Annotated in this window: 22 protein-coding genes and 2 tRNA genes; 10 read left to right on the top strand and 14 right to left on the bottom strand. The window is 67.8% G+C overall.

Translation table 11 applies throughout. The features are described 5' to 3' along the window. Positions 1-25 precede the first annotated feature (25 nt). From HFGMBDPB_RS19410 to HFGMBDPB_RS19395, 4 genes are all read left to right on the top strand, one after another. A tRNA-Gly gene (locus tag HFGMBDPB_RS19410) sits at positions 26-101 on the top strand. Positions 102-200: 99 nt separating this feature from the next. Next, positions 201-291, top strand: a tRNA-Leu gene (locus tag HFGMBDPB_RS19405). A gap of 328 nt (positions 292-619) precedes the next feature. Further along, positions 620-1,246, top strand: coding sequence for a DUF6806 family protein (locus tag HFGMBDPB_RS19400; RefSeq protein ID WP_013803265.1), 627 nt, complete (start codon positions 620-622; stop codon positions 1,244-1,246). Positions 1,247-1,278: 32 nt separating this feature from the next. Further along, positions 1,279-1,890: a M48 metallopeptidase family protein gene (locus HFGMBDPB_RS19395; protein ID WP_016445160.1), complete on the top strand. Its 612-nt coding sequence runs from the start codon at positions 1,279-1,281 to the stop codon at positions 1,888-1,890. A gap of 1 nt (position 1,891) precedes the next feature. Here HFGMBDPB_RS19395 and murI read toward each other — a convergent pair whose 3' ends face one another. From murI to HFGMBDPB_RS19375, 4 genes are all read right to left on the bottom strand, one after another. Beyond that, positions 1,892-2,782: a glutamate racemase gene (murI, locus tag HFGMBDPB_RS19390; RefSeq protein WP_212646038.1), complete on the bottom strand. Its 891-nt coding sequence runs from the start codon at positions 2,780-2,782 to the stop codon at positions 1,892-1,894. Positions 2,783-2,840: 58 nt separating this feature from the next. Then, positions 2,841-3,428 carry a GNAT family N-acetyltransferase gene (locus HFGMBDPB_RS19385; RefSeq protein WP_212646037.1) on the bottom strand — a complete coding sequence of 196 codons (588 nt, stop codon included), beginning with the start codon at positions 3,426-3,428 and terminating at the stop codon, positions 2,841-2,843. Then, entirely contained in the window at positions 3,425-4,057 is a 633-nt protein-coding gene (locus tag HFGMBDPB_RS19380; RefSeq protein WP_017407256.1) for a class I SAM-dependent methyltransferase, read from the bottom strand. The genes HFGMBDPB_RS19385 and HFGMBDPB_RS19380 overlap by 4 nt, the downstream gene beginning before the upstream one ends. Before the next feature lie 100 nt (positions 4,058-4,157). Next, the gene (locus HFGMBDPB_RS19375; protein ID WP_013803260.1) at positions 4,158-5,711 is read right to left on the bottom strand and encodes a fumarate hydratase; all 1,554 of its coding nucleotides are present in this window, start codon (positions 5,709-5,711) and stop codon (positions 4,158-4,160) included. A gap of 313 nt (positions 5,712-6,024) precedes the next feature. Between HFGMBDPB_RS19375 and fumC the strand changes: the two genes are divergently transcribed. Continuing rightward, a complete protein-coding gene (gene fumC, locus HFGMBDPB_RS19370; protein ID WP_016445164.1) occupies positions 6,025-7,416 on the top strand; it encodes a class II fumarate hydratase in 1,392 nt (463 codons plus the stop codon). Positions 7,417-7,480: 64 nt separating this feature from the next. On the opposite strand, the gene HFGMBDPB_RS19365 is transcribed toward fumC, so the two are convergent. From HFGMBDPB_RS19365 to HFGMBDPB_RS19345, 5 genes are all read right to left on the bottom strand, one after another. Then, on the bottom strand, positions 7,481-8,380 hold the full coding sequence (locus HFGMBDPB_RS19365) for an alpha/beta hydrolase (RefSeq protein WP_016453096.1): 900 nt from the start codon (positions 8,378-8,380) through the stop codon (positions 7,481-7,483). Between the two features lie 114 nt (positions 8,381-8,494). Beyond that, the gene (locus HFGMBDPB_RS19360) at positions 8,495-9,721 is read right to left on the bottom strand and encodes a multidrug effflux MFS transporter (RefSeq protein ID WP_047471439.1); all 1,227 of its coding nucleotides are present in this window, start codon (positions 9,719-9,721) and stop codon (positions 8,495-8,497) included. A 1-nt stretch (position 9,722) separates the two neighbouring features. Continuing rightward, complete coding sequence (locus tag HFGMBDPB_RS19355; RefSeq protein WP_046241710.1) at positions 9,723-10,232, bottom strand: MarR family winged helix-turn-helix transcriptional regulator; 510 nt, start codon at positions 10,230-10,232, stop codon at positions 9,723-9,725. Positions 10,233-10,348: 116 nt separating this feature from the next. Beyond that, positions 10,349-11,035 (bottom strand): DUF3334 family protein, encoded by a 687-nt coding sequence (locus tag HFGMBDPB_RS19350; RefSeq protein WP_016445168.1) that lies wholly within the window; start codon positions 11,033-11,035, stop codon positions 10,349-10,351. Positions 11,036-11,163: 128 nt separating this feature from the next. Further along, entirely contained in the window at positions 11,164-12,150 is a 987-nt protein-coding gene (locus tag HFGMBDPB_RS19345; RefSeq protein WP_212646036.1) for a LacI family DNA-binding transcriptional regulator, read from the bottom strand. A gap of 135 nt (positions 12,151-12,285) precedes the next feature. Between HFGMBDPB_RS19345 and ptsP the strand changes: the two genes are divergently transcribed. The 3 genes from ptsP to HFGMBDPB_RS19330 are packed head-to-tail and all read left to right on the top strand — an operon-like array spanning position 12,286 to position 17,566. Further along, a complete protein-coding gene (ptsP, locus tag HFGMBDPB_RS19340) occupies positions 12,286-14,829 on the top strand; it encodes a phosphoenolpyruvate--protein phosphotransferase (protein ID WP_212646035.1) in 2,544 nt (847 codons plus the stop codon). Further along, positions 14,826-15,788, top strand: coding sequence for a 1-phosphofructokinase family hexose kinase (locus HFGMBDPB_RS19335; protein ID WP_212646034.1), 963 nt, complete (start codon positions 14,826-14,828; stop codon positions 15,786-15,788). Before ptsP ends, HFGMBDPB_RS19335 begins: the two co-directional genes overlap by 4 nt. Positions 15,789-15,811: 23 nt before the next feature. Continuing rightward, positions 15,812-17,566, top strand: a complete 1,755-nt coding sequence (locus tag HFGMBDPB_RS19330) for a PTS fructose transporter subunit IIC (protein WP_212646033.1) — start codon at positions 15,812-15,814, stop codon at positions 17,564-17,566. A gap of 44 nt (positions 17,567-17,610) precedes the next feature. Here the strand turns inward: HFGMBDPB_RS19330 and proX are convergent, their stop codons facing one another. The 4 genes from proX to HFGMBDPB_RS19310 all read right to left on the bottom strand — a co-directional run bounded on the left by proX (position 17,611) and on the right by HFGMBDPB_RS19310 (position 22,577). Next, positions 17,611-18,657 (bottom strand): glycine betaine/L-proline ABC transporter substrate-binding protein ProX, encoded by a 1,047-nt coding sequence (gene proX / locus HFGMBDPB_RS19325; protein WP_046985394.1) that lies wholly within the window; start codon positions 18,655-18,657, stop codon positions 17,611-17,613. 110 nt (positions 18,658-18,767) lie between these two features. Next, on the bottom strand, positions 18,768-19,940 hold the full coding sequence (gene proW, locus HFGMBDPB_RS19320) for a glycine betaine/L-proline ABC transporter permease ProW (protein WP_016445174.1): 1,173 nt from the start codon (positions 19,938-19,940) through the stop codon (positions 18,768-18,770). After that, positions 19,937-21,271, bottom strand: a complete 1,335-nt coding sequence (gene proV / locus HFGMBDPB_RS19315; RefSeq protein WP_016453088.1) for a glycine betaine/L-proline ABC transporter ATP-binding protein ProV — start codon at positions 21,269-21,271, stop codon at positions 19,937-19,939. Before proV ends, proW begins: the two co-directional genes overlap by 4 nt. A gap of 697 nt (positions 21,272-21,968) precedes the next feature. Beyond that, positions 21,969-22,577 (bottom strand): TIGR00645 family protein, encoded by a 609-nt coding sequence (locus tag HFGMBDPB_RS19310; protein WP_016445176.1) that lies wholly within the window; start codon positions 22,575-22,577, stop codon positions 21,969-21,971. 231 nt (positions 22,578-22,808) lie between these two features. Here HFGMBDPB_RS19310 and acs point away from each other — a divergent pair, with 231 nt between their 5' ends. Both acs and HFGMBDPB_RS19300 read left to right on the top strand, forming a co-directional pair. Beyond that, positions 22,809-24,809 (top strand): acetate--CoA ligase, encoded by a 2,001-nt coding sequence (gene acs / locus HFGMBDPB_RS19305; protein WP_212646032.1) that lies wholly within the window; start codon positions 22,809-22,811, stop codon positions 24,807-24,809. A 175-nt stretch (positions 24,810-24,984) separates the two neighbouring features. Then, positions 24,985-25,467 (top strand): hypothetical protein, encoded by a 483-nt coding sequence (locus HFGMBDPB_RS19300; protein ID WP_016445178.1) that lies wholly within the window; start codon positions 24,985-24,987, stop codon positions 25,465-25,467. A 106-nt stretch (positions 25,468-25,573) separates the two neighbouring features. On the opposite strand, the gene HFGMBDPB_RS19295 is transcribed toward HFGMBDPB_RS19300, so the two are convergent. Beyond that, complete coding sequence (locus HFGMBDPB_RS19295; RefSeq protein WP_016445179.1) at positions 25,574-25,879, bottom strand: c-type cytochrome; 306 nt, start codon at positions 25,877-25,879, stop codon at positions 25,574-25,576. Positions 25,880-25,936 lie beyond the last annotated feature (57 nt).

Here is a 25,936-nt window from a genome sequence, read left to right as displayed (position 1 = left end):
GTGAGGCGCACAGCTTGACAGATATGCGGGAATAGCTCAGTTGGTAGAGCGCAACCTTGCCAAGGTTGAGGTCGACGGTTCGAACCCGTTTTCCCGCTCCAATTCAGAAAAAAGGGAAGCGGTAACGCTTCCCTTTTTCGTTGGTGCTGCAGTTCGCAGGCATGAGCAGCTTGCGTTGGCCTGTGACGCTGCGGCGCAGGGCCCCGATGGTGAAATTGGTAGACACTGCGGACTTAAAATCCGCCGCTTCCGAACAGGGGCGTGCCGGTTCGATCCCGGCTCGGGGCACCATGAGCTATGTGCAGCAGCGTTCTGATGCTGCAATCTTTGTAGCAATTTTGCGTTGAGGCGAATGCTGCGGTTGCGCAATGTTTCGCGGTGCTGCGCAGTGCATGTTGCTGGCTTCGTGCTCTTGCAGCACCGCATTGTGGCCATGCGCCGCCAAGTCCTTGCCGGCTGCATTACGTGCGAGAATCCCTTCATCAGGCCCCGGGCTGCTTGCCTGGATGGCGCGGCTCGGGCAGACAGTGATGGCGATGCCTGCATGCGTTCCGTTGACATTGATCGTGGCACATGGTGCGGCGTGACAGGTGTGGCCAAACTCATCCCAGACGAGAACATGTCGAATTACAACGCTCCATTTGAAATCCACGTGCACGGCCAGGTGCTGCTGCGCCCCGACACGACCTACGAGCAGTTGCAGGAAGCGCTGGGCCCGCTGTGGAAGTATGCGGGTGCCCGCTCCCTGGCCGATGGCGCTGGCAGCGTCTACGAAGAAGAGCCCGGCATCCAGTTCGATACCAAGGAGCGCCTGCTCCAGGTGTGCTGGACGGTGCGCGGTGATGAGGACTTCCGCCAGTCGCTGGACGACATGTGCATGGGCATCAACGAGCTGGCCGAGCAGGGCGCTGCCATCGAGGTGACCTTCTACGACACCGAGTTCGACGAGGAAGAGGAGTCCGAAGAGGCCGAGTCGCGCGACGACTTCGTCATGCTCTTCGTGGGCCCGACGCCCGCGGCCATCATGCAAGTGCAGCGCGACCTGCTGGTGCAGGACGTGGTCAACCTGATGGAGCGCCATTTCGACGGCTCCGAGCTGGGTGGCGTGGTGCAGGAGATCGACAAGCTGTTCTCCCAGCGCTTCGACGCCCTGGTCAGCTCGCTGGAGATCGGCAAGCCGCCGCGCGGCATGGGCGGATCGGGTTCGGGCCACGGCGGCAACCGCCGGCCCCGCCACCTGCATTGAGCGCAAGGCGCTGCCCCGCGCAGCGTACAGCCATGGCGGCACAGGCCAGCACGCCCAAGTATTCCGGAGCAGTCACCGAGACCGTGCGCCGCCAGCGCGAGCAGCGGCGCGAGGTGGCCGGTGGCGCGCTGCCGCTTCCCTACCTGTCCGCCTACCCGGCCGCGCTGCAGTCACAGGTGCGTGGCTGGCTGGCCGATGACAAGGCCGAGGCCTGGCTGCTGCGCAAGCATCCCGAGGCCCATGCCGTGCGCACGGACAAGAGCCTCTATGACTACGTGGATGCCCTCAAGGGCCGGCACCTGCGCAATGCCGGCACGCTGAACAAAGTGGCTTACGACGGCCGCATCCATGTGGTCCACAACGCCCTGGGCCTGCACACGCGCCGCGCCGTGGTGCAGGGAAGTCGCCTCAATGCACGGCATGAGATCCGCATCGGTGCACTGTTCAAGCAAGCGCCCGAGGCTTTTTTGCGCATGATCGTCGTCCACGAGCTGGCCCACCTGCGTGAGCCCGATCACGACAAGGCCTTCTACCAGCTGTGCACCCACATGGAGCCCGAATACCACCAGTTGGAGTTCGAGTTGCGGCTGTACCTGAGCTGGATGGACCACTCGGGCCGGCGCCTGTGGCAGGCGCAGCCGTGATTTAAGCGGCCGTGGGGATGGCGCTGGATTCGCCGACCTGAACGGACGAGCAGCATTGCGCGGGCAGATCCAGCCAGCGCGATGCGGCGGACTGCAGGGCCTGCAGCGATCCCGTGGTCATCAACCGGACCTGGCCCTCCGCCGCGGGCAAGGGTCCTGTTTCGCTGGCCAGGGTGCCCAGGCGGTCCAGCACGCGCCGCGTCTGGCGGGCCACCGGGGCACTGGTGTCGATGAACTGGATGTCCGGCCCCAGCAGCGTGCGCAACTGCTCGCGGGCGAATATGTAGTGGGTGCAGCCCAGCACCAGGGAATCCATCTCGCCCGTCTTCTGTCCGAAGCTGCCCAGGGCATTCACATACCTGGCGCACAGGCGCGCGACCTCGGTGGCCATGGGGTCGGCGGGAACGGGCTGCTCCGTGCTTTCCTCGATGGCCTTGGCCAGTCCGTCGCAGGGCTGGACATGAAATTGCACGCGCTGGCCATGGTCGGCCACCAACCGGGCAAAGCGCGCACTGCTCACCGTGCCGCGCGTGGCCATCACGCCCACGTGGCCGGTCTGGCTCGATAGCGAAGCGGGCTTGATGGCGGGCTCCACACCGATCAGGGGCAGTTCGGGCATTTCAGCGCGCAGCATGTCCACGGCAGCGGCCGTGGCCGTATTGCAGGCGATCACCAGTACCTTGATCTGGTGCTGCTCGCACAGGTGGCGCGCAATGGTGCGCGTGCGCTGCTGCACGAAGGCGTCGCCGCGTGCATCGCCATACGGTGCATAGCCGCTGTCGGCCAGGTATATGAAGCGCTCATGCGGCAGCTCATGGCGCAGCGCCTGCAGCACGCTGAGGCCGCCGATGCCGCTGTCGAAGACGCCGATGGGAGAGGCCGGGGAGGTCATGTGGAGATGCGGATAAAGGCTTTTGGAGGCGGCGCCCAGTATGCCCGCTCGGGCGCGTTCATGCTCGGGCCATGGCTTGCTGCTGCAGCCATTGGGCATGTGTCAGGCGGTACAGGCAATGCCTGCGCAGCGCATGGCCTGCCGGCACCTGCGGATGGTCGAAGTCATGGGCGTCGCGCTCCATGCCCAGGCGCTGCATCACGGCCTGCGAACGCAGGTTGGACAGCGCGGTGAACGAGACGATGGACTCCAGATGCAACGCGCCGAAGCCGTGCGCCAGCGCCGCCCGCGCGCCTTCGCTGGCCAGGCCCTGGCCCCAGAAAGGCCGGGCGAGCCGCCAGCCGATTTCCACGCAGGGCGAGAACGGCAAAGACGCGGCGGGAGTGTGCAGCCCGATGAAGCCCATGAACTCGCCACTGGCAAGGTGCTCTGCCGCCCAGAAGCCCCAGCCGCGTTCCTCGATCAGTGCCTGGATCCTGTCTGCCATGGCATCGCTTTGTTCACGGCTGAGCAGTGCCGGAAAGTGCTCCATGACCTGTGGGTCGGCATTCAGCGCGGCAAAGGGTTGCCGGTCGCCGGCCTGCCACTGGCGCAGTATCAGGCGCGGTGTCCGCAGGGTCGCTACAGGAGAATGTGTGGTGGTCATGGTTGGAGAGGGCGCTGCAGCACCAGCAGATAGGCGGCCGCATGGCCGTGGAAGGAGTGGGGGATGAAGCCTGCCTTGCCTGCCAGCTTTTCCACGCTGGTGCGGCGCTGGAAATGCGGGTCGAAGACCAGCTCGGCCACGGCCAGCAGGCCGCCGGGGCGCAGGCTCTGAAACACGTCGGCCAGCGCGGCCTGGCGGTCCGGAATCTCTCCCAGCACGGCGGCCATCACGGCGCGGTCGTGCTGCTCGGCTGCCAGCTGCCCCTGGCCCAGCGCCGCCGCCTGGGTGCGCACATTCTCCAGCCCCTGCGCGCGCGCCTTGGCCGCCACCTGTTCGAGCATGGCCGGCTGCAGGTCCACGGCCAGCACCTGTCCCTGCGCGCCAACGGCACGCGCCAGTGGCAGGGTGACGCGGCCCGGGCCGCAGCCCGCGTCCAGCACTTTCATGCCTGGCTGGATCTGCAGTTGCCCGACGATGAAGGCGGCCTTGTTGCTGGCCGCGAAGGGATTGTCGAGCTCGACCATCCAGCGCAGCCAGGACGGGCAGGGCAGAACATGGCGGCGGGAGGACAGGCGCCAGGCCAGGCTGGTCACGGCCAGCAGGGCGATGAGGACGAGCGCGATGGTCATGTTGAATGGGCAGTGTTGCAGGCAGCGGGCAGTCTGTCACAAATGCCCGCGCCAATGAAAAGACCGCCCGAAGGCGGCCTCTTTGCGCTTGGTGCCGGCGTCAGGCCGAGGCAATCTCAATGGTCTTGAACTCGCCGGATGCGATGCGCTTTTGCCATTCGGCAGGGCCGGTGATGTGGGCGCTGGTGCCGCCGGCATCCACGGCCACGGTCACGGGCATGTCCACCACGTCGAATTCGTAGATGGCTTCCATGCCCAGGTCCTCGAAGCCCACGACCTTGGCGTTCTTGATGGCCTTGGACACCAGGTAGGCGGCGCCGCCCACGGCCATCAGGTAGGCCGACTTGTGGTTCTTGATGGACTCGATGGCCACCGGGCCGCGCTCGGCCTTGCCGATCATGGCGATCAGGCCAGTCTGCTCCAGCATCATGTCGGTGAACTTGTCCATGCGGGTGGCCGTCGTCGGGCCTGCGGGGCCCACGGCTTCGTCCTTGACCGGGTCCACCGGGCCGACGTAGTAGATCACGCGGTTGGTGAAGTCCACGGGCAGCTTCTCGCCCTTGGCCAGCATGTCCTGGATGCGCTTGTGGGCGGCATCGCGGCCCGTGAGCATCTTGCCGTTGAGCAGCAGGGTGTCGCCGGGCTTCCAGCTGGCCACTTCTTCCTTGGTCAGGGCGTTGAGGTCCACGCGGCGCGACTTGTTGTAGTCGGGCTCCCAGTCGATCTTGGGCCACAGGTCCAGCGAGGGGGCGTCCATGTAGACCGCGCCGGAGCCGTCCATCACGAAGTGCGCGTGGCGCGTGGCCGCGCAGTTGGGGATCATGGCCACGGGCTTGGAGGCCGCATGCGTGGGGTACATCTTGATCTTGATGTCCAGCACGGTGGCCAGGCCGCCCAGGCCTTGCGCGCCAATGCCCAGGGCGTTGACCTTCTCGTACAGCTCCAGGCGCAGTTCCTCGACCTGGTCGAGCTTTTCGCCGCGCGCGGCCTTGGCCTGCAGCTCGTACATGTCCAGGTCTTCCATCAGGCTTTCCTTGGCCAGCAGCACGGCCTTCTCGGCGGTGCCGCCGATGCCGATGCCCAGCATGCCCGGCGGGCACCAGCCCGCGCCCATGGTCGGAACGGTCTTGAGAACCCAGTCCACCAGGTTGTCGCTGGGGTTCATCATGATCATCTTGGACTTGTTCTCCGAGCCGCCGCCCTTGGCGGCCACGGTCACGTCCAGCTTGTCGCCGGGCACGATCTGCACGTTGATGACGGCAGGCGTGTTGTCCTTGGTGTTCTTGCGCGCGAACAGCGGATCGGCCACGACCGAGGCACGCAGCGTGTTGTCGGGGTGGTTGTAGCCGCGGCGCACGCCTTCGTTGATGGCGTCTTCCAGGCCGCCCGTGAAGCCTTCCCAGCGCACGTCCATGCCCACCTTCAGGAACACGTTGACGATGCCGGTGTCCTGGCAGATCGGGCGGTGGCCGGTGGCCGACATCTTGGAGTTGGTCAGGATCTGGGCCATCGCGTCCTTGGCCGCCGGGCTCTGCTCGCGCTCGTAGGCGCGGGCCAGGTGGGCGATGTAGTCGGCGGGGTGGTAGTAGCTGATGTACTGCAGGGCGCCTGCGATCGAATCGATCAGGTCCTGCTGGCGGATCGTGGTGGTCATCGGTGGGGTGTCTTTTTGATCGGGGGAACAGGGGAGGGGAATCCCGGGGGCGATTATCGGCGCTGCGCGGCGGAAAGTGCACGCAAGGGGTGCAGTCTTGTACAAGAGTCGAGGGGTTTGCCTGGACAAGCCCGTCTCGGCGACACCTCAGTGGGGGATGGATGCGAGAGGTTCCCATTTGCGGAGTTACCATGGGCGGGTTTTTGCCATTGCGGCCCCGCCAGCCAGACATCCCCGAGCCACGCAGCGCGCGGCCCGCCGACCTGCCTCCAGCCAACTGCGCCGCGTTGTTTTCACCAAGGAGTCCACACCAATGACCGCGACCCGCCAGGAAAAAGACACTTTCGGACCCATAGCCGTCCCCGCAGACAAGCTTTGGGGCGCGCAGACGCAGCGTTCGCTGCAGAACTTCGACATCAGCGGCGAGCAGCAGCCGCGCGAGATCATCCACGCGCTGGCCCAGGTCAAGAAGGCCTCGGCCACCGTCAACCACAAGCTGGGCCTGCTCGACGAGAAGAAGACCCGGGCCATCCTGGCTGCCGCCGACGAGGTGATCGCCGGCAAGCACCCGGACGAGTTCCCGCTGGTGGTCTGGCAGACGGGCTCGGGCACGCAGACCAACATGAACGTCAACGAGGTGCTGGCCAACCGCGCCAGCGAAATCCTCGGTGGCGAGCGGGGCGAGTCGCGCCTGGTCCACCCCAATGACGACGTGAACAAGAGCCAGTCGAGCAACGACGTGTTCCCGACCGCCATGCACGTGGCTGCCGTCACGGCCATCGAGCAAAAGCTGCTGCCCGCCATTGCCCTGCTGCGCAATACGCTGCAGGCCAAGAGCGAGGCCTATGCCGACATCGTCAAGATCGGCCGCACCCATCTGCAGGACGCCACGCCGCTGACGCTGGGCCAGGAAATCTCGGGCTGGGTGGCCCAGCTGGCCCATGGCGAAAAGCATGTGCGCGCCGCGCTGCCGCACCTGTACGAGCTGGCGCTGGGCGGCACGGCCGTGGGCACGGGCCTGAATGCACCCAAGGGCTATGCCGAGGGCGTGGCGGCCGAGCTGTCCCAGCTCACCGGCTACCCGTTCGTGACGGCGCCCAGCAAGTTCGAGGCCCTGGCCTCGTGCGACGGCCTGGTCCACGCCCACGGCGCGCTCAAGACGCTGGCCGCCAGCATGATGAAGATCGCCAACGACGTGCGCTGGCTGGCCTCCGGCCCGCGCAGCGGCCTGGGCGAGATCTCCATCCCCGAGAACGAGCCCGGCTCGTCCATCATGCCCGGCAAGGTCAACCCCACGCAGAGCGAGGCGGTGACCATGCTGGCGGCCCAGGTCTTCGGCAACGACGTGGCCATCAACTTCGGCGGCGCCTCGGGCAACTTCGAGCTGAACGTGTTCCGCCCCATGGTTTCGCACAACTTCCTGCAGAGCGTGCGCCTGCTGGCCGATGGCATGAAGAGCTTCAACGACCACTGCGCCGTGGGCATCGAGCCCAACCGCGAGCGCATCACCGAGCTGGTGCAGCGCTCGCTGATGCTGGTGACGGCGCTGAATCCGCACATCGGCTACGACAAGGCGGCCTACATCGCCAAGAAGGCGCACAAGGAAGGCTCCAGCCTGCGCGAAGCGGCCGTGGCTTCCGGCCACCTGACTGGCGAACAGTTCGACGCCTGGGTGATCCCTGCCAAGATGGTCGGCAATCTGTAGGACCTGCTGATGCCATCAAAAAGGGGAGCCGGCCGGCTCCCCTTTTTTTGCTTCATGGCCTGGCTCAGTTGTCCGCCTGCGGGCGGCGCACGGTGCGGAACACGTACTTGAGCGCGTCGCCGATGGTGCTTTCCCAGACCGGCCATTCATGCTTGCCGTTGACGATGCGCAGCTCGGCAGGCTGCTTGTTCCTGCGCAGCTGGGCGTAGAGCTGGGCGGCGTCGGACTCGATCATGAATTCATCGTCGTCGCCCGAATTGATGTACATGGGCACGCTGATCTTGCGGGCGAGAAAGCTGTCCCACAGCACAGGGTAGTTGTAGCTCTTCCAGACCGTGGTGCTGTACTGGCCGCCGGTATTGGGTTCGGCAAAGACCTTGACCGAGCGTGCAGAGGAATCGGCGGGCGGCTCGGGGTTGTAGATGGCGGGGCTCAGCAGGGCGGCGGCCTGGAATTTCTCGGGGTACTTGAGCACGTAGCGCAGCGCGCCGTAGCCGCCCATGGACAGGCCGCCGATGACGCGGCCATCGCGGCTGGTGAGGGTGCGGTACTTCTTCTCGACATGGGGGACGAGGTCCTGGAAGAAGGCCGTCTCCATGGGCTCCTTGAGGTCCACGTACCAGGTCGTTCCCGCGTCGGGCATGACGATGATGGCGGGCGGGATCTCCCCGTTCTGGATCAGCTGGTCCACCGTGCGCAGCAGATTGCCCTTGACGGGCCAGTCGTTGCGCTGGCCGTCGTTGCCGTGCAGCAGGTACATGACGGGGTAGCGCAGCCTGGACTGGGCGTCGTAGCCCGTGGGCAGGTAGACGTTGTAGGTCCAGCTGCGCTGCAGCGTGGCGCTCTTGAACTCGGCGGCCTCGATGGAGCCGGCCTGGGCGGCCGGGCCGGCCAGCAGCGCGGCGGCCGCCAGCGTGCCGGAGGCGGCCTGGCGCAGGACGATGGAAAAGGAAAGTTGGCGCATGTTTTTTGTCTCCTGTGGTCCGTGGCAAGGGCCCACGGCTGCGCCAATGTAATCGAGGCCCTGGCCCCGCCTGCGCTCCGCGCGGCCGGGCCGTCGCCTCGGGGACCATGGCCCTCAGCCGGGCGCGCGCTGCGCGTGGCGCAGCGCGCTGCGAAAGCCCAACTGCCCCACCACGCAGGCCACGACCAGGGCCAGCGCGGCCGACAGCGCGGGGTTGCTGCCCAGGCTGGCGCCCAAGGTGCACAGGCCGCCCACGGCCATTTGCGTGCTGCCGTAGACACCGGCGGCTGAGCCCGTGAGGCGCGGATGCACGCTCAGCGCGCTGGCCAGCGCCGCAGGGCTGGTCAGGCCCGAACCCAGCGCGAACAGCACCATCAGCCCCACCACGATGGCCGGCGTGAGCTGGTTGAACAGGGCCAGCAACAGCAGCATGGCCGCGCTGGCCAGGCTCAGCAGATTGCCGTTGAGCATCAGCCGCTCCAGGGGCCAGTGGCGTATCAGCTGGCGGGCCAGCGCATTGCCCACGGCCATGCCGCCCATGAGCAGGCCCAGGTAGATGGCCACCTCATGCTTGGTGGAATGCAGCTGCTCGATGAACACGAAGGGCGCCGCCGCCAGGAAGGCATAGATGGACGTGGTGGCGCAGCCGCCGCCCACGGCAAAGCCTACGAAGGCCGGCGAGCGCAGCAGGCTGCGGTAGTCGTCGCGGATGGTGCCCAGGTGCAGGCGGCCCGTGGGCTGGCCGGTTTCGGGCAGCAGCTTCCAGATGGCGAAGGCCGTCACGCCGCCGACCACGGCCAGCGTGCCGAAGATGGCGCGCCAGCCCAGGGCGTCGTCGATGGCCGAGCCGATGGCCGGCGCGATGCCGGGGCCGATCATCATCATCAGGTTGAGCAGCGCCAGGCTGCCCACGGCGTTCTCGGGCGTGCTCGAATCGCGCGCAATGGCGCGGCCCAGTGCCAGGCCCGCGCAGCCGCCCAGCGCCTGGAGCAGCCGCGCGCCGATCAGCCAGGGGGCGGACGGGGCGAGAAAGGCCGCCAGGCTGGCCAGCGCATAGAGGATGAGTCCGGCCAGCAGCATGGGGCGGCGCCCCAGGCTGTCCGACAGCGGGCCATAGATCAGCTGGCCCACGCCCAGGCCCAGGATGTAGACCGTGATGGTCAGCTGCATCTGGCTGGCGCCGGCCTGGAGCTGGTGTGCCGCATCGGGCAGGGCGGGCAGGAACATGTGCATGGCCAGCGTGCCGACGATGGTCACGACCACCAGCAGCCACAGCGGCGCCTTGCGGCTGGCCGCTGTATGGTCCTGGGCGGGTGGCAGCGAAGAGTGCTCGGCAGCCATCTCAGGCAGCCTGCTCGTCGGGCAGGTCCGTGTCGCAGGCGGGCTCGGCGGCCATGGCCTCCAGCAGGCGCTGCAGCGTGGCGTAGGCCGCGTCCAGTTCCTCGGGCGGCACGGCGCCCAGCACCTGGGCGCGGGCCTGTTGCAGCAGGCCCTGCACGGCTTCGACCTGGGCATGGCCGGCTGGCGTGAGCTGGATTTTCCTGACGCGGCGGTCGCTGTCGTCCACGCGCTCTATCCAGCCCTGGGCGGCCAGGCCGTCCACCAGGCGCACGACCGAGGAGCTGTCCAGCGCCAGGGAATGGGCCAGATCCTTCTGGCGCATGGCTTCAGGCGAACGCGCCAGATGCATCAGCGGCATCCACAGCGCCTGGGTCAGGCCCATGGGCGCCAGCAGCCTGTCCAGCGTGCGGCGCCATTGCTTGTTGACCTGGCCCAGCGTGAACATGAAATGCCGCTGCACGCTGGCGGCATCGGCTTGCGCGGGCGGGGACTGGTCGGGAAGGGGAGACATCGTGGCATTCAAATAGTTGGCATTCCAATTATCTGCATGTCAACGATATCGTTTCCCGGAGCCGCCTGATACATCCGCAGGCGTCAGGGTTTTGGCCCCCGCAGGGGAGGCGGGGCCTACATGCCCAGGGACTTGAGCAGTTCGTCGGTGTCCGTGCTGCCGGCCGGTTCAGGCGCTGCGGCGGGGGCGCTGGCGTTGGCCTGCGCCATGAGGGCGTCCGGGTCGGGACGCTCCTGCGGTTCGAAATCCACCACCTTGATGAACTCCGTGCGGTCCATGGCCAGCTCGAGATAGAAGATGTTGTTGTTGCCCGTGTAGAAGGTCACGCGGCGCGCCTCGGGAGAGTCGAGGTTGGCATCCACGCTGAGGTTGACCTGCTTGTTCAGGCGGATCATCTTGGGCTGGCTTTGCGTGATGTAGGTCTGAAGCTCGCGCTGGACCTTGCTGGTGAAGTCGCCCACCACCTGGTTCATCAGCTCGCCCATGACGTTGCTGACATCGTCGGAGGTGTAGGAGCTGGCAAGGTCCTCTTCACCCATGCCCATGCTCAGCATGTAGCTGCGGTACAGCTCCATGGCGGCGGCGGCCGAGAAGTTGATGATCACCAGGCCCGAAAAGCCGCCGTCCACCAGGACAAAGCAGCCGATGTCGGGCTTGAGGCTGGTCTTGGTGATGCGCTGCACCATGCCCGAATACTGGATCTGGCACTGCGTGGCCACCTGGAGCACGCGCGAGACGGAGTTGCAGAGGCTGATCAGCACGTCTTCCGTGCCATGGACGATGGGATGTTGGGGCTGGTTCATGAGGTCAACGGGACAAAATTGTGAGCGATTATGGGTGCAAGTCCGTTGTTTGCGACTGTTTGTAACATTGAAAGTCCAATGTGCCCCCTCCTGGGGCGGGGCTTGGCAGGCGGCCCCGAAAGCCGCGCTCAGCGAATCGCCTGCGTGGACTCGCGCACAATGCAGCGCCCCTGCATGACCACCTTGCGCACGGGCAGCTCGGGCGCATGCAGCCGCTCCATCAGCAGGCTGAAGGCCGTTCGGCCCATGGCGTCGATCGGCTGCTCGATCACGGTGATGGCGGGGGCCACCAGTTCTGTCCAGCGCTCGTTGTCGAAACCGGCGAGCGCCACATCGGCAGGTATGCGCAGGCCGGCTGCGCGTATCGCGCGCAGGCAGCCTTCCAGCAGCAGGCCGTTGCTGGCCACGAAGGCGTCGGGCCGCTGCGGCTGGCGCAGCCATTGCGTGACTTCGGCCTCGGCGGCATCGCTGGTCGGGGGCAATTGGCGCAAGTCGGGCTCCAGGCCTGCATCGCGCATGGCGGCCAGATAGCCGTCGCAGCGCTCGCGCGCCGTGCTGCTGGTGCTGCCGAAGACGCCTGCAATGCGGCGGCGGCCCTGTTCCAACAGATGCCTGACCAGGGTGGCGCAGGCCTGGGCGTTGTCCAGCACCACGCTGTCATGGAAGGCCGGGGCGCCCGCCCGGTCCACCAGGACAACGGGAAACTCCAGCTGCATGCGCTCGAGCTTGTGCAGGCTGGCCTGGGTGGGCGCAAAGATCAGCCCCGCGATGCGCTCTTCCTGCATGAGCTGCAGGTACATGGCTTCGCGCTGCGGGTCTTCGTCGGTATTGCACAACAGCACGCGCCGGCCCTGGCGATAGGCCTCGGCCTCGACCGCGCGGATCAGGGCCGTGAAAAACGGGTTGCGTATGTCGGCCACCAGCACGCCCATGGGCCCTGCGTCGCGCGCGCGCAGCCGGCGTGCCATCAGATTGGGCCGGTAGCCCGTGGCCTGCACGGCGGCCGCGACCCGCGCCCGGACTTCTTCGCTGACCGAGCCGCCCGCCAGCGCGCGCGACACCGTCGATTTGGAAACCCCGGCCGCACGGGCCACATCGTTGATGCTGATGCTCAATGCAATCGTTCCCGTTGGTTGTGATGTGCCGCAGAGGATAACTCCAAAGAAATGCCGGGGTATGGCCGGATTGTGGCCAGGTTATGTTGCAGTGCAGATTGACTGATGGTTGGGAACGTTCCCACAATCCGCGCCATGAACAATGCCCATTCTTCCCTCCCGGCGGTTGCACCCACCGCTTCTGCGGGCCTGCAGATCGCCGTGCGCCTGGGCGCCAGGGTGCGCGACAAGGCCGACGCCATTGACCAGGCCGCCCGGCTGCTCCAGGACAGCGGCTGCGTGGCCCCTGGCTATGCCGCCGGCATGCAGGCGCGCGAGGCCCAGGCCGAAACCTTTCTGGGCCACGGCGTGGCCATTCCCCACGGCCGCGCCGAAGACCGGGCCCTGGTGCTGCGCGACGCGGTGGCCGTGCTCCAGGTGCGCGAGGGCCTGGATTGGAATGCCGGCCAGAACGTGCACCTGGTCGTGGCGGTGGCGGCACGCTCCGATGCTCACATCACCTTGCTGCGCCGCCTGGCCGGCCTGCTGCAGACACCCCGGCTGCAGGCGCTGTTCACCACCGGCGATGCGCAGCAGGTCATCGATGCACTCCAGGGGCAGGCGGACCCGGCACCGCCTGCCGCCCGCCCGGCGGCAGTGGACCTGGCCGAGGCGTGCGAATGGACCATTGCCTATCCCAACGGCCTGCATGCGCGGCCTGCCACGCGCTGGGCGGAGGCGGCGCGCGGCTTTGCCTCGCGCATGCAGGTGCGCCATGGCGGCGAGGTGGCCGATGCGCGGCAGATGGCCAGCCTGCTGCAGCTGGGACTGCGCGAAGGCGACAAGGTCACCGTCTCGGCAGAGGGGCCCGATGCCAGTGCCGCGGTCCAGCGCCTGTGTGCCGTGGCCCAGGCCCTGGTGGTCCAGGAACGTGCCGATGCCGACGCCGCTGCGCGCAAGGCGGCCGAATCGCCCGCCACGGGCTGGCTGCCGCCGCTGGCGCGGCCTGCCTTTGTGGGCCTGGGCGCCAGCCCGGGGCTGGCCGTGGCCCGCATCCACCAGTGGCGTGTGGAGGCCGCCGAGATCCCCGACCTGCCTGAGCCGCTCAGCGTGGGCGGCGGGCGGCTGCATGCGGCGCTGGCCGAGACACAGGGCCAGCTGCGCGCCCTGCATGACGACACTCGCCGCCGCCTGGGCGAAGGCGATGCGGCCATCTTCAGCGCGCAGGCCGAGTGGCTGGGCGACACCGGTCTCCTCACGCGCGCCTGCCAGTTCATGGTCCAGGGCCACGGCGTGGCCTGGGCCTGGGACCAGGCCGTGGAGGAGGGCGCTGCCCGTCTCCAGGCGCTGGACAACCCCGCGCTGGCCGCGCGTGCCGCCGACCTGCGCGACGTGGGCCGGCGCGTGCTGGTGCAACTGCAGCCCTCGCTGGCAGCGGCGGGGCCGGAGGGCCTGCCGGAAGGCGGCTGCATCCTGGTCGCGGCCGATCTTTCGCCCTCGGAAACCGCCCAGCTGGACACGGCGCGCGTGGCCGCGCTGGTCACGGCGCAGGGCAGTCCCACCTCGCACACGGCCATACTTGCGCGCACGCTGGGGCTGCCGGCCGCCGTGGCGGCAGGCGGCGGCGTGCTGGGCATGGCCGATGGGGCCCTGGCCATCGTCGATGGCGCCAATGGCCGCATCTACCTTGATCCCTCGGAGCAGGACCTGGCTTCGGCGCGTGCCCACATGGCCGAGCAGCAGGCACTGCAGGAACGCGTGTCCGCGCAGCGCAGCCTGCCTGCCATCACCACCGATGGCGTGCGCATCGAAGTCTGCGCCAACGTCAACCTGCCCGGGCAGGTGCCGCTGGCCCTGTCCCAGGGCGCCGAGGGCGTGGGCCTGATGCGCACGGAATTCCTGTTCCTGGAGCGCGGCAGCACGCCCGGCGAGGACGAGCAGTACGAAACCTACCGCGCCATGGCGCAGGCGCTGGAGGGCCGGCCGCTGATCGTTCGCGCGCTGGACATCGGCGGCGACAAGCAGGTCGCCCACCTGGAGTTGCCGCGCGAGGACAACCCCTTCCTGGGCGTGCGCGGCGCGCGGCTGCTGCTGCGCCGCCCCGACCTGCTGGAGCCCCAGATGCGCGCCCTGTACCGGGCGGCCCGCGATGGCGCAAGGCTGTCCGTGATGTTTCCCATGGTCACCAGCGTGCAGGAACTGCTGGCGCTGCGCGCGGCCTGCGAACGGCTGCGCGCCGAACTGGACGCCCCGGTCCTGCCGCTGGGCATCATGATCGAGGTGCCCGCCGCCGCCGTGCAGGCCGACGCACTGGCCCGCCATGCCGATTTCTTCTCCATAGGCACCAACGACCTGACCCAGTACGTGCTGGCCATGGACCGCCAGAACCCGCAACTGGCGGCCGAGGCGGACAGCCTGCATCCGGCCGTGCTGCGGATGGTGCGCGCCACCGTGCAGGGCGCTGCCACCCGCGCGTGCCCCGTGGGCGTCTGCGGCGGACTGGCCGGCGACCCGTTCGGCGCGCTGCTGCTGGCCGGGCTGGGGGTGGGCGAGCTGTCCATGACGCCCAACGACATCGCCGGTGTCAAGGCCGGCCTGCGCGCGGCCAGCCTGCGGCAGCTGCAGGCGCTCGCAGACAGGGCGCTCGGCTGCGAGGATGCCGCGCAGGTGCGGGACCTGGCCAAGGAGGTGATGGCATGAACGCCCCGCAAGCCATCACCGTGACCCTGAACCCGGCCATAGACCAGCTTGTGACCCTGGATGCGCTGCTGCCCGGCCAGGTGCAGCGCGCGCTGGGCAGCGTGCAGGCGCCGGGCGGCAAGGGCATCAATGTTGCCGCCGCCTTGGCGGGCCTGGGCGTTTCCACGGCCGCGCTGGGCGTGCTGGGCCGCGACAACGCCGGCATGTTCGAGGCCTTGTTCGCGCAGCGCGGCATTGCCGACGCCTGCCTGCGCGTGCCGGGCCAGACGCGCACCAACATCAAGCTGGTGGCCGACGGCGGACGCCAGACCACGGACATCAACCTGCCGGGCCTGGTCTTGGCCGAAGCGCATCTGGACGCCGTCATGTCCACGCTGGCCCGGTATCTGCGGCCCGGCCTGGCCGTCGTGCTGTCGGGCAGTCTGCCGGCCGGCCTGCCTGCGGACAGCTGGGCCCGGCTCCAGGCCCAGGCCGTGGCTGCCGGCGCCGACGTGCTGCTGGACACCAGCGAGGGCCCCCTGGCTGCTGCACTGGCGGCACCCCATGCGGCCATGCCCTGGGCCATCAAGCCCAACCGGGAGGAGTTGCAGGCCGCCACCGGCCTGCGCCTGGACGGCCGCGACGCGCTGCTGGCCGCCGCGCGCCGCCTGCTGGACAGGGGGCTGGGACTGGCCGTGGTGTCCATGGGCGAGGAGGGCGCGCTGTTCGCCACCGCGCAAGGCGCGGTGATCGCGCGGCCGCCGCAGCGGGCACGCGGCAGCTCCGTGGGCGCGGGCGATGCCATGGTCGCGGGCATGGTGGGCGCGCGACTGCGCGGACTGGATCTGGCGGACACCGCACGCCTGTCCACGGCCAGCGCGCTGGCCTGGCTGCAGGCCGCGCCCGCGCGCGAAGTCGATGCCAACCGCGTCCAGGCCCTGGCTGCCAGCGTGCTGCTGGAGCCATGCCAGTGGCCGTGATCCCCCATTCTTCAGGAGCTCTCATGAACCCTCTTTTTGTGGTGATCGCAGCCGCCGGGCACGACGCCGAAGCGCTGCTGGCCGCCGAAGCCCTGCGCCATGCGGCCGGACAGCGTCCCTTGGCTGTGGAAGTGCGCGCCAGCGGCGGCGTGATCGGGCCGCATGCGGCCGATGCGGCCGCGCAGGCCGGGCAATTGCTGATCGTGGCGGATGCCGGCACCCATGACGATGCAGATACCGCCGCCGATGCCTCCCGCTTCGTGCACGCCGCCGTCGAGCGCTGCAGCCTGCGCGAGGCGCTCGACGATCCGGCCGGCGTGCTTGCACGCTGCGCTGCCGCCAGTCCCGCTGGCGAGCGCATGGGCGAGAACATGGGCAAGCGCACGGGCAAGCGCATTGTTGCCGTCACCTCCTGCCCCACGGGCATCGCCCATACCTTCATGGCGGCCGAGGGCCTGCAGCGCGGCGCGGCGGCGCTGGGCCACGCCATGCGCGTGGAGACGCAAGGCTCGGTGGGCGCGCTCGATGCGCTGACGCCGCAGGAGATTGCCGAGGCCGACCTGGTCATCATCGCCGCCGACCGGGAGGTGGATCTCTCGCGCTTCGCGGGCAAGCCGCTGCTGCGCAGCGGCACCAAGCCGGCCATACGCGACGGCTCGGGCCTGATCACCCGGGCGCTGGCCGAAGCCGCCGTGCATGGTGTCGCCGTGGGCGCTGCTGCGGCAGGCGGCGCCGCGCCCACGCCGGCCCGGACCCAGGGTGGTGCCTATCGCCACCTGATGACCGGCGTGTCCTTCATGCTGCCCTTCGTCACGGCGGGCGGCATTCTGATCGCCATGGCCTTTGCGCTGGGCGGCATCTATGTCCATGACGATGCCCACCAGGGCACGCTGGGATGGACGCTGTTCCAGATCGGCGCCAAGGGCGGCTTTGCGCTGATGGTGCCGGCGCTGGCCGGCTATATCGCCTATTCCATTGCCGACCGGCCCGGCATTGCGCCGGGCATGATCGGCGGGATGATCGCGTCCAGCATGGGGGCGGGATTCATCGGCGGCATTGCGGCCGGCTTCATTGCAGGCTACGGCGTGGCCTTCATGGCGGCGCACATCCGGCTGCCGCAGGCGCTCAAGGGCCTGCTGCCCATGCTCATCCTGCCCGTGCTGGGCAGCCTGTTCACGGGGCTGCTGATGTTCTATCTGGTCGGTGCGCCCGTGGCCGAGCTGCTGCAGTGGCTGAGCGCCTGGCTGCGCGGAATGCAGGGCGCCAGTGCCTTGCTGCTGGGCCTGTTGCTGGGCGCGATGATGGCCTTTGACATGGGCGGGCCGGTGAACAAGGCCGCCTATGCGTTTTCCACGGGAATGATCGCCAGCCAGGTCTACACGCCCATGGCTGCAGCCATGATCGCCGGCATGACGCCGCCGCTGGGGCTGGCCCTGGCCACGCGCCTGTTTGCCGACCGCTTCACGCGCGAGGAGCGCGGCAGCGCCGCCTCGGCCGGCGTGCTGGGCCTGGCCTTTGTCACCGAGGGGGCCATTCCCTATGCGGCCCGCGATCCGCTGCGCACGATCCCGGCCCTGGTACTGGGCTCGGCCGTGGCCGGTGCCGTGTCCATGCTGGCGGGGGTGGAACTGAAGGTGCCGCATGGCGGCATCTTCGTCGCGCCCATTCCCAATGCCGTGACCCATGTAGCCATGTATGCGGTGGCGCTGGTGGCAGGCGTGGTGGTCACGGCCATCGCCCTGCGCATGTTCAAAAGGCCCGCCGAAGCGGGCCTTTGAAGCAGGAAGCCGGGGGAGCGCCTGGCGCGGCTCCCCCGCAGCGTTCAGCGGGCTGCGGCGCGGGCCTGTTCCAGCCAGCCGTCGAAGGTCTTCTGGTGGGCCTTGATCCAGCCGTCCACATGGCGGTTGATGTCCGAAGGCTTGCTCTGGCCCTGGCTCATCATGTGGTTCTGTGCGCTGATGTCACCCACGGGGACCTGCATCAGCTCGAACAACTTGGCGGCATCGGGATGCTTGTCGGTGAAGGCCTTGTTGGCGATGATCTGCTGCTTGTTCACCACGAAGCCGTAGTTCTTGCCGTTGGGCAGCTTGGTGTCCAGCTTGGCCTGCTCGCCGGGCAGCGAGGAGAACGGCACTTCCAGCCATACCACGTCCTTGCCGGGCTTGAGCACGTTGCTCACCCAGTAGGGCGTCCAGGTGTAGTAGAGGATGGGCTTGCCGGCCTTGTAGCGCGAGATGGTGTCGGCGATCAGCGCCGAGTAGGTGCCCTGCTTGTGGGTCACGGTGTCGCGCAGCTTGTAGGCCGTCAGGTGGTGCTCGATCACGGCCTCGCAGCCCCAGCCCGGCGTGCAGCCGGTGAGGTCGGCCTTGCCGTCGCCGTCCGAGTCGAACAGCTTGGCGATCTTGGGGTCCTTGAGCTGGCCGAGGTTGGTGATCTTGTATTCGTCGGCCGTCTTCTTGTCCATCAGGTAGCCCTGGGCGGCGTTGTCCGAGTACACGCCCTTGCGGAACAGCTTGGCGTCGCCGCCCGCGTTCTTGTAGTAGTCGGCGTGCAGCGGGTTCCAATGCGTGGCCAGGAAAGTGGCATCGCCATTGGCAATCGCCACGTGGGCCGTGGGGTACTCGACCTCCTGGAAGGGCTGCACGTCGTAGCCCAGCTTCTCCAGGGCCTTCATGACGATGAGGGTCTGGAAGCTCTCTTCGGCGATGGAGCTCTTCAGTGGCAACACCTTCACGCCCTTTCCGGGCTGTTCGTCGGCCGACCATGCGCTGGCGCTGGCCAGCGCAATGCCTGTGGCGATGGCGCCGGCGCGCAGCCAGTGGCGCAGTGCGTTGGCCTGCAGTCGGTTGGGGTTCAGGGCTTGGATCATCCTCGGGTTCCTCCGTTGTGTGATGAAAGGGGAGCGGGCGGCCAGCGGGGCTGGCCGTTTTTCGGGAAGGCGGCGCGGCAGAAGGCCCGTCCGCGCCGCAGGCAAGGCGTTCAGCTGGTGCTGCCGCGATGAACTGGCTTGCTGCCGGCGCCCAGCAGGCGGGCAATGCAGCCGGCGGGGCCGCTGTGCCACCAGCGCGCGCCGCCACGGGTGGTCTGTCCCATGGCCTGGGTGATGCGGTCCAGCACGATGGCCAGCAGCACGATGCCCAGGCCGCCCACGGTGGCCAGGCCCATGTCCAGGCGGCCGATGCCGCGCAGCACCATCTGGCCCAGGCCACCCACGGCGATCATGGAGGCGATCACCACCATCGACAGCGACAGCATCAGCGCCTGGTTCACGCCGGCCATGATGGACGGCATGGCCAGCGGCAGCTGCACCTTCCACAGCAGCTGCCAGGGCGAGGCGCCGTACGCGCGGCTGGCCTCGATCAGGTCGGGGCGCACCTGGCGTATGCCCAGGTTGGTCAGGCGGATCAGCGGCGGCAGCGCGAAGATGATGGTCACGATCACGCCGGGCACGTTGCCGATGCCGAACAGCATCACCACGGGCACCAGGTAGACGAAGGCCGGCGTGGTCTGCATGGCGTCGAGCAGCGGCCGCGTCCAGCGCTGGGCACGGTCGCTGGAGGCCAGCAGGATGCCCACGGGCAGCCCGATGACCATGCAGAACACCAGCGAGGTCAGCACCAGCGACAGCGTCACCATGGCCTCGGGCCAGATGCCCAGCATGGCGACGACCACCAGCGAAACGGCGGCGCCAATGGCCATGGCGCGGCCCGCGAACTGCCAGGCCACCAGGGTCAGGATCAGGATCAGCAGCGGCCAGGGCAGGGCCAGCATGGCATCGGTGATGCCCGACAGCGTGCCGTCGATGGGCGTGCGCACGGCCTGGAAGAAGGGGCGGAAATGGTGGACCACCCATTCCAGGCCGCTGTTGATCCAGCCCTGCACGGGCAGGCCGTCCGTGGTCAGTTGGTGCCAGAGGCTGGCCTGTGCGTCGTCGGGAACCCCGGCCGACGCGCCCAGCCAGTCGCCGCCCGGTGCATCGCCGCTGCTGGCAGCGCCCCAGGGATCGGGCGACGCATCGGCGGGCGCCTGCGTGGAGGCGGCTGCCCAGGGATCGGCAGCAGGGGCTGCGTTTGCATTGGCGCCTGCTTCGGCCCAGGGATCGGTGGCGGCAGCGGCGGTGTTCGGGTTCAGGTTGTTGTTGGCATCGCTCATGCGGCATCTCCTTGTCGTTGTTCGATCGGCTCCACGGTCGGCGCGACGGTGGGGGCGACGGTTGGGGCGTTGGAGGCCGGGAAATGCGGGTTGAGCGTGACGGGCGGCACGATCTCCTGCGGCGGCGGCACGGGCGGCGTGTCGCGGTCCAGGAAGCGCAGCATGGTGGTGCGGCTGACCACGCCCATGAACTGGCCGTCGTCGCTGGTCACCGGCAGCGCGCAGGGCGCAGCGGCCACGGGGCCGAACAGCTCGGCCACCGGCGTGCCTGCGGACAGCGGCTCGACGTTGGGCAGGAAGGCGTGGCTCAGGCCCAGCATGCCGGGGCGGCCATGCAGTGCGTCGCGCAGCGACTGCGAGGACACCACGCCCAGGAAGCGGCGGCGCGCGTTGACCACATAGGCGTAGTCGCGGTCGGAGTCTTCCAGCAGGCGCTGGGCGGCACGGCAGCCGCGGTCGCTGTGCTCGGACACCACGGTCAGGGCCTGGCGCGCAATGTCCCCGGCCTTGAAGACCGAGGCCGCGTCCACGCCACGCACGAAGCTGCGCACATAGTCGTCGGCAGGGCTGCGCAGGATCTCGTCGGGCGTGCCGACCTGGATCACCTGGCCGTCCTTCATGATGGCGATGCGGTCGCCGATGCGCATGGCCTCGTCCAGGTCATGCGAGATGAAGACGATGGTGCGGCGCTGGATCTGCTGCAGGCGCAGCAGCTCGGACTGCATCTCCGTGCGGATGATGGGGTCCAGGGCCGAGAAGGCCTCGTCCATCAGCAGGATGGACGGATCGGACGCCAGCGCCCGGGCCAGGCCCACGCGCTGCTGCATGCCGCCCGACAGCTCGTCGGGATAGCTGGCGCCCCAGGCGCCCAGGCCCACCTGCTCCAGCGCGGCCTGGGCCTGCTTCTGGCGCTCGGCCTTGTCGGCGCCGGCCAGCTCCAGGCCGAAGGCCGTGTTGTCCAGCACCGTCATGTGCGGCATCAGCGCAAAGGACTGGAACACCATGGAGATGTCCTTGCGGCGCAGCGCGCGCAGATCGCGCTCGCTCAGGGCATTGATGTCCTGGCCATCGACCACGATGCGCCCGGCCGTGGGCTCGATCAGGCGGTTGAGCATGCGCACCAGGGTGGACTTGCCCGAGCCCGACAGGCCCATGACGACGAAGATCTCGCCGGCCTCGATGGTGAAGTCGGCGTCGAACACGCCGATGGACTGGCCCGTGCGCTCCAGGATCTCCTGTTTGCTCAGGCCTTGTTGGACGAGCTCGAGTGCGGTCCTGGGGTCGTCCCCGAAAACCTTGAACACATGATCGATGATGATCTGCTTGGCCACTGTGGCGTTCTCCTTTTGGGTGAGATGGAACACAGTCCAGCGTCCTCGACGGGCGAAGACGCTGGCGCGCAAGCCAAAAATGAAGCCCTGATGCCGTTCGCTGCAGGGGACGGCCGTCCCCCGTTGCTGGAATTCAAACAGGTGCGAAAGCACCCGAGACGGCTCGGATGGCACGCGAAGCGGTGCGCAAGAGCCAGAGGTCGAGAGCAGCCGGCGGCAAGCGCGCGCGGTGTCTCAGGCGGGCATCGTGGCTGAAGATCAGCCAGCGCGATGCCCCACAACATCAGGACCGAGTTTCGGCCCGGTTGACGGGGCTGTGCCGGGAGCACAACGATCCGCCGGAGGGATCGGCAGGCCGTGAAGACGGTGCCGATGACCTGCTTGGCAGGTTGTAAAGAAGCCGAAATTATATAAAACAGGTTTTACTGCGTCAAAACGCATGAGCCGGAAAAGGCCTGTTTCGGGCTGTTTCAAGCCCTTGAGGGCTGCAATCCGGTCAGTATTTGCTCACTTAATGAGAGCATAGAGATCATGATTCACAAGGCATATGCTGTCATCGATGAATAAAATCGGTCAAGCGTCAGCTTGAGGAAAGCTTCAGGCCCGATCTGCGGCAAAAAGCGTGCCCGGCGCCCGCCCATGAAAAAAGCCCCGCAGCGGCTGGCGCTGCGGGGCTTCGGTGTGGGATGCCGCCGGCTCAGTGGTTGCCGGCCGTGCTGTTGATCAGCTTGTCGGTATAGGCGATGGCCAGGGCGCTGGCCAGGAAGGTGACGTGGATGATGGTCTGCCACATCAGCACCTTGACGTCGTAGCTGCCCGCGTTGATGAAGGTCTTGAGCAGGTGGATGGAGCTGATGCCGATGATGGACAGGGCCAGCTTGACCTTGAGGATGGAGGCGTTCACATGGCCCAGCCACTCGGGCTGGTCCGGGTGGCTGTCCAGGCCCAGGCGGCTGACGAAGGTTTCGTAGCCGCCCACGATGACCATGATCAGCAGGTTGGAGATCATCACCACGTCGATCAGCGCCAGCACCACCAGCATGATGATGGTTTCGTTGAGCGCGCCGATGGGCGCATCGTGCTTGTAGCCGATGCTGGTGATCAGCGCCTGCAGCGCTTCCTGGTTGCCGAAGGCGGCCTCGATCAGGTGCCACAGCTCCAGCAGGAAGTGCCAGACATAGACGCCCTGGGCGGCGATCAGGCCCAGGTACAGCGGCAGCTGCAGCCAGCGGCTGGCGAAGATCAGGGAGGGCAGGGGACGCAGGGGGGAGCCGGGGGCTCGGTTGGAGTTTTGCTGGCGGGCCATGGTGGTCGGTCGCGCTTGTCTTGCGTGGGGGCGTGGATGGGAGGGGACAATGGCCGTGGAAAACGGGCGCGCGATTTTAGCGGCGAAACAGTCCATTGCCGGTGACAGCCAGGAACTGCGGGGAATCCCCAGGTAGACGCGCCCAAGGGTGTTTCAGTCAGTGGCATGTAAGACCGGCCCCCGACAGTCACACCACAATTTTTATTTGGCCAGCCCAGGAGACAAGCAAGCATGAGCACCGCAACAGCATCCCCCATTGAATCGGTACTGGTGGAGAACCGGGTCTTCCCGCCGCCGGCAGACTTTGCCGCCAAGGCCCGCATCTCCGGCATGGAGCAGTACAAGGCGCTGTGCGCCGAGGCAGAGAACGACTACCAGGGCTTCTGGGCCCGCCTGGCGCGCGAGAACGTGGTCTGGTCCAAGCCCTTCACCCAGGTGCTGGACGACAGCAATCCCCCCTTCGTCCGCTGGTTTGCCGATGGCGAACTCAATGCCAGCGCCAACTGCCTGGACAAGCACATGGGCACGGCCGTCGAGCACAAGACGGCCATCATCTTCGAGGCCGATGGCGGCGAGGTCACCAAGGTCAGCTACCGCGAGCTGCTGGAGCGCGTCTCGCAGTTCGCCAACGCGCTCAAGGCCCAGGGCGTGCAAAAGGGTGACCGTGTCCTGATCTACATGCCCATGACCATCGAGGGCGTGGTGGCCATGCAGGCCTGCGCGCGCATCGGCGCCACGCACAGCGTGGTGTTCGGCGGCTTCTCGGCCAAGGCGGTGCAGGAACGCATCGTCGACGTGGGCGCCGTGGCGGTGATCACCGCCAACTACCAGATGCGCGGCGGCAAGGAACTGCCGCTCAAGGCCATCGTGGACGACGCGCTGGCGCTGGGCGGCTGCGAGGCCGTGCGCCATGTCTTCGTCTACGAGCGCACGGCCACGGCCTGTGCCATGACGGCGGGCCGCGACAAGACCTTCGGCGAGATCCTGGCCGGCCAGAGCACGGAGTGCGCGCCCGTGGCCGTGGATTCCGAGCACCCGCTGTTCATCCTCTACACCAGCGGCTCCACCGGCAAGCCCAAGGGCGTGCAGCACTGCACGGGCGGCTACGTGCTGTGGGCCAAGCAGACCATGGAGTGGACCTTCGACCTCAAGCCCAGCGACGTGTTCTGGTGCACGGCCGACATCGGCTGGATCACGGGCCACACCTACGTGGCCTACGGCCCGCTGGCCGCTGGCGCCACGCAGATCGTGTTCGAGGGCGTGCCCACCTTCCCCAATGCGGGCCGCTTCTGGCAGATGATCGAGCGCCACGGCTGCACCATCTTCTACACGGCTCCCACGGCCATCCGCTCGCTGATCAAGGCCGCCGACAGCGATGCCGCCGTGCATCCGAAGAACTGGAACCTGTCCAGCCTGCGCCTGCTGGGCAGCGTGGGCGAGCCCATCAATCCCGAGGCCTGGATGTGGTACCACAAGCATGTGGGCGGCGAGCGCTGCCCCATCGTGGACACCTTCTGGCAGACCGAAAACGGGGGCCACGTGATCGCCCCCATGCCGGGTGCCACGCCGCTGGTGCCGGGTTCGTGCACGCTGCCGCTGCCGGGCATCATGGCCGCCATCGTCGACGAGACCGGCCACGAACTGCCCAACGGCGCAGGCGGCCTGCTGGTGGTCACCAAGCCCTGGCCCAGCATGATCCGCACCATCTGGGGCGACCCCGAGCGCTTCAAGAAGAGCTATTTCCCGGCCGAACTCGGCGGGCAGACCTATCTGGCAGGCGACGGCGCCGTGCGCAGCGAGGACCGGGGCTACTTCCGCATCACCGGCCGCATCGACGACGTGCTCAATGTCTCCGGCCACCGCATGGGCACGATGGAGATCGAATCGGCCCTGGTCGCCAAGACGGATCTGGTGGCCGAGGCCGCCGTCGTGGGCCGCCCCGACGATCTGACCGGCGAGGCCATCTGCGCCTTCGTGGTGCTGAAGCGGGCACGCCCCACGGGCGAGGAAGCCAAGCAGATCGCCAAGGAGCTGCGCGACTGGGTGGCCAAGGAAATCGGCCCCATCGCCAAGCCCAAGGACATCCGCTTCGGCGACAACCTGCCCAAGACGCGCAGCGGCAAGATCATGCGCCGCCTGCTGCGCTCGATTGCCAAGGGCGAGGCCATCACCCAGGACACGAGCACGCTGGAGAACCCGGCCATCCTCGACCAGCTGGCCGAGACGAACTGAGGTCCGACACGACCGCCATGAAGAATCGGAGCCCTGGCTCCGGTTTTTTCTTGGCCGGACTGCGGGCGGCGCCCTGTCTTGCAGTCCTATTTTGTGTGGGCCGACAGCTCAGGCATGATGGTTGCGGTACAACCGAAGCTGTTGCTTTCACCACTGCCGAGGGAGGCCTTTCACCATGAATCTGAGAACCTTGTCGCTGCTGATCACCGTGGCCCTGATCGCGTTGCTGGCGGCTTTCAACTGGAACACGCTGGCCGCGCCATCCGTCGTGTCGCTGGGCGTCACCGATGTCCAGGCGCCGCTGGGCGTGCTGATGCTGGCGCTGACCTGCCTGCTGGGCGTGTTCTTCGTCGCCTATGTGCTGTGGCTGCAGGGCTCGGTGCTGATGGAGGCGCGCCGACACGCCAAGGAAATGCAGGCCCAGCGCGACCTGGCCGACAAGGCCGAGGCCTCGCGCTTCACCGAGCTGCGCACCGTGCTGGAGGACCTGCATGCGCGTGACAAGGAGGTGCTGATGGCGCGGCTGGATGCGCTGGAGGCCCATCTGGTGCAGCGCGCCCAGGAGTCGGACAACAGCACGGCCGCCTATGTGGGGCAGCTGGAGCAGCAGGTACGCCTGCACCAGCAGCCCGGCACGGGCGCTGCGGACTACAGGTAAGGGGGCCGGGCCCGGATTCACCGGCGGACCATGAAAAAACCGCGCGACTTGCGTTGCGCGGTTTTTTTGCGGGCCCTGAGGCGGGGCCCCGAAGGAAAGGCGGAGCCTACTTCAGCGACATCACCCAGGCGGCCAGCTTCTTGGCATCGGCTTCGTTGACCTGGGGGTTGGCGGGCATGGGAACCGGGCCCCAGACGCCGCTGCCGCCCTTCATGATCTTGCCTGCCAGCTTGTCCACGGCGTCCTTCTGGCCGGCGTACTTGGCGGCCACATCCTTGTAGGAGGGGCCCACCAGCTTCTTGTCCACTGCGTGGCATGCCATGCAGTTCTTGGAGGTGGCAAGTGCCTGGTCGGCCATGGCGGGGGCCACGGCGGCGACGGTCAGGGCAAATGCAATCAATGTCTGCTTCATCATGAGTTCCTGGGGTGTTGTCGGGAATAATTATGCGAACCATTGTAGTGGGCGCGC

Origin of the sequence: Delftia sp. PE138 (assembly GCF_018320755.1) — a bacterium.
Classification (GTDB): domain Bacteria; phylum Pseudomonadota; class Gammaproteobacteria; order Burkholderiales; family Burkholderiaceae_C; genus Comamonas; species Comamonas tsuruhatensis.
The sequence above is the reverse complement of the archived record's forward strand: the minus strand, read 5'-3'. Positions and strand labels throughout refer to the sequence as shown.

Coding starts and splice junctions, on each gene's coding strand:
- HFGMBDPB_RS19400 (WP_013803265.1), top strand. CDS start 620: ATGTCGAATTACAACGCTCCATTTGAAATCCACGTGCACGGCCAGGTG.
- HFGMBDPB_RS19395 (WP_016445160.1), top strand. CDS start 1,279: ATGGCGGCACAGGCCAGCACGCCCAAGTATTCCGGAGCAGTCACCGAG.
- murI (WP_212646038.1), bottom strand. CDS start 2,782: ATGACCTCCCCGGCCTCTCCCATCGGCGTCTTCGACAGCGGCATCGGC.
- HFGMBDPB_RS19385 (WP_212646037.1), bottom strand. CDS start 3,428: ATGACCACCACACATTCTCCTGTAGCGACCCTGCGGACACCGCGCCTG.
- HFGMBDPB_RS19380 (WP_017407256.1), bottom strand. CDS start 4,057: ATGACCATCGCGCTCGTCCTCATCGCCCTGCTGGCCGTGACCAGCCTG.
- HFGMBDPB_RS19375 (WP_013803260.1), bottom strand. CDS start 5,711: ATGACCACCACGATCCGCCAGCAGGACCTGATCGATTCGATCGCAGGC.
- fumC (WP_016445164.1), top strand. CDS start 6,025: ATGACCGCGACCCGCCAGGAAAAAGACACTTTCGGACCCATAGCCGTC.
- HFGMBDPB_RS19365 (WP_016453096.1), bottom strand. CDS start 8,380: ATGCGCCAACTTTCCTTTTCCATCGTCCTGCGCCAGGCCGCCTCCGGC.
- HFGMBDPB_RS19360 (WP_047471439.1), bottom strand. CDS start 9,721: ATGGCTGCCGAGCACTCTTCGCTGCCACCCGCCCAGGACCATACAGCG.
- HFGMBDPB_RS19355 (WP_046241710.1), bottom strand. CDS start 10,232: ATGTCTCCCCTTCCCGACCAGTCCCCGCCCGCGCAAGCCGATGCCGCC.
- HFGMBDPB_RS19350 (WP_016445168.1), bottom strand. CDS start 11,035: ATGAACCAGCCCCAACATCCCATCGTCCATGGCACGGAAGACGTGCTG.
- ptsP (WP_212646035.1), top strand. CDS start 12,286: ATGAACAATGCCCATTCTTCCCTCCCGGCGGTTGCACCCACCGCTTCT.
- HFGMBDPB_RS19335 (WP_212646034.1), top strand. CDS start 14,826: ATGAACGCCCCGCAAGCCATCACCGTGACCCTGAACCCGGCCATAGAC.
- HFGMBDPB_RS19330 (WP_212646033.1), top strand. CDS start 15,812: ATGAACCCTCTTTTTGTGGTGATCGCAGCCGCCGGGCACGACGCCGAA.
- proX (WP_046985394.1), bottom strand. CDS start 18,657: ATGATCCAAGCCCTGAACCCCAACCGACTGCAGGCCAACGCACTGCGC.
- proW (WP_016445174.1), bottom strand. CDS start 19,940: ATGAGCGATGCCAACAACAACCTGAACCCGAACACCGCCGCTGCCGCC.
- HFGMBDPB_RS19310 (WP_016445176.1), bottom strand. CDS start 22,577: ATGGCCCGCCAGCAAAACTCCAACCGAGCCCCCGGCTCCCCCCTGCGT.
- acs (WP_212646032.1), top strand. CDS start 22,809: ATGAGCACCGCAACAGCATCCCCCATTGAATCGGTACTGGTGGAGAAC.
- HFGMBDPB_RS19300 (WP_016445178.1), top strand. CDS start 24,985: ATGAATCTGAGAACCTTGTCGCTGCTGATCACCGTGGCCCTGATCGCG.
- HFGMBDPB_RS19295 (WP_016445179.1), bottom strand. CDS start 25,879: ATGAAGCAGACATTGATTGCATTTGCCCTGACCGTCGCCGCCGTGGCC.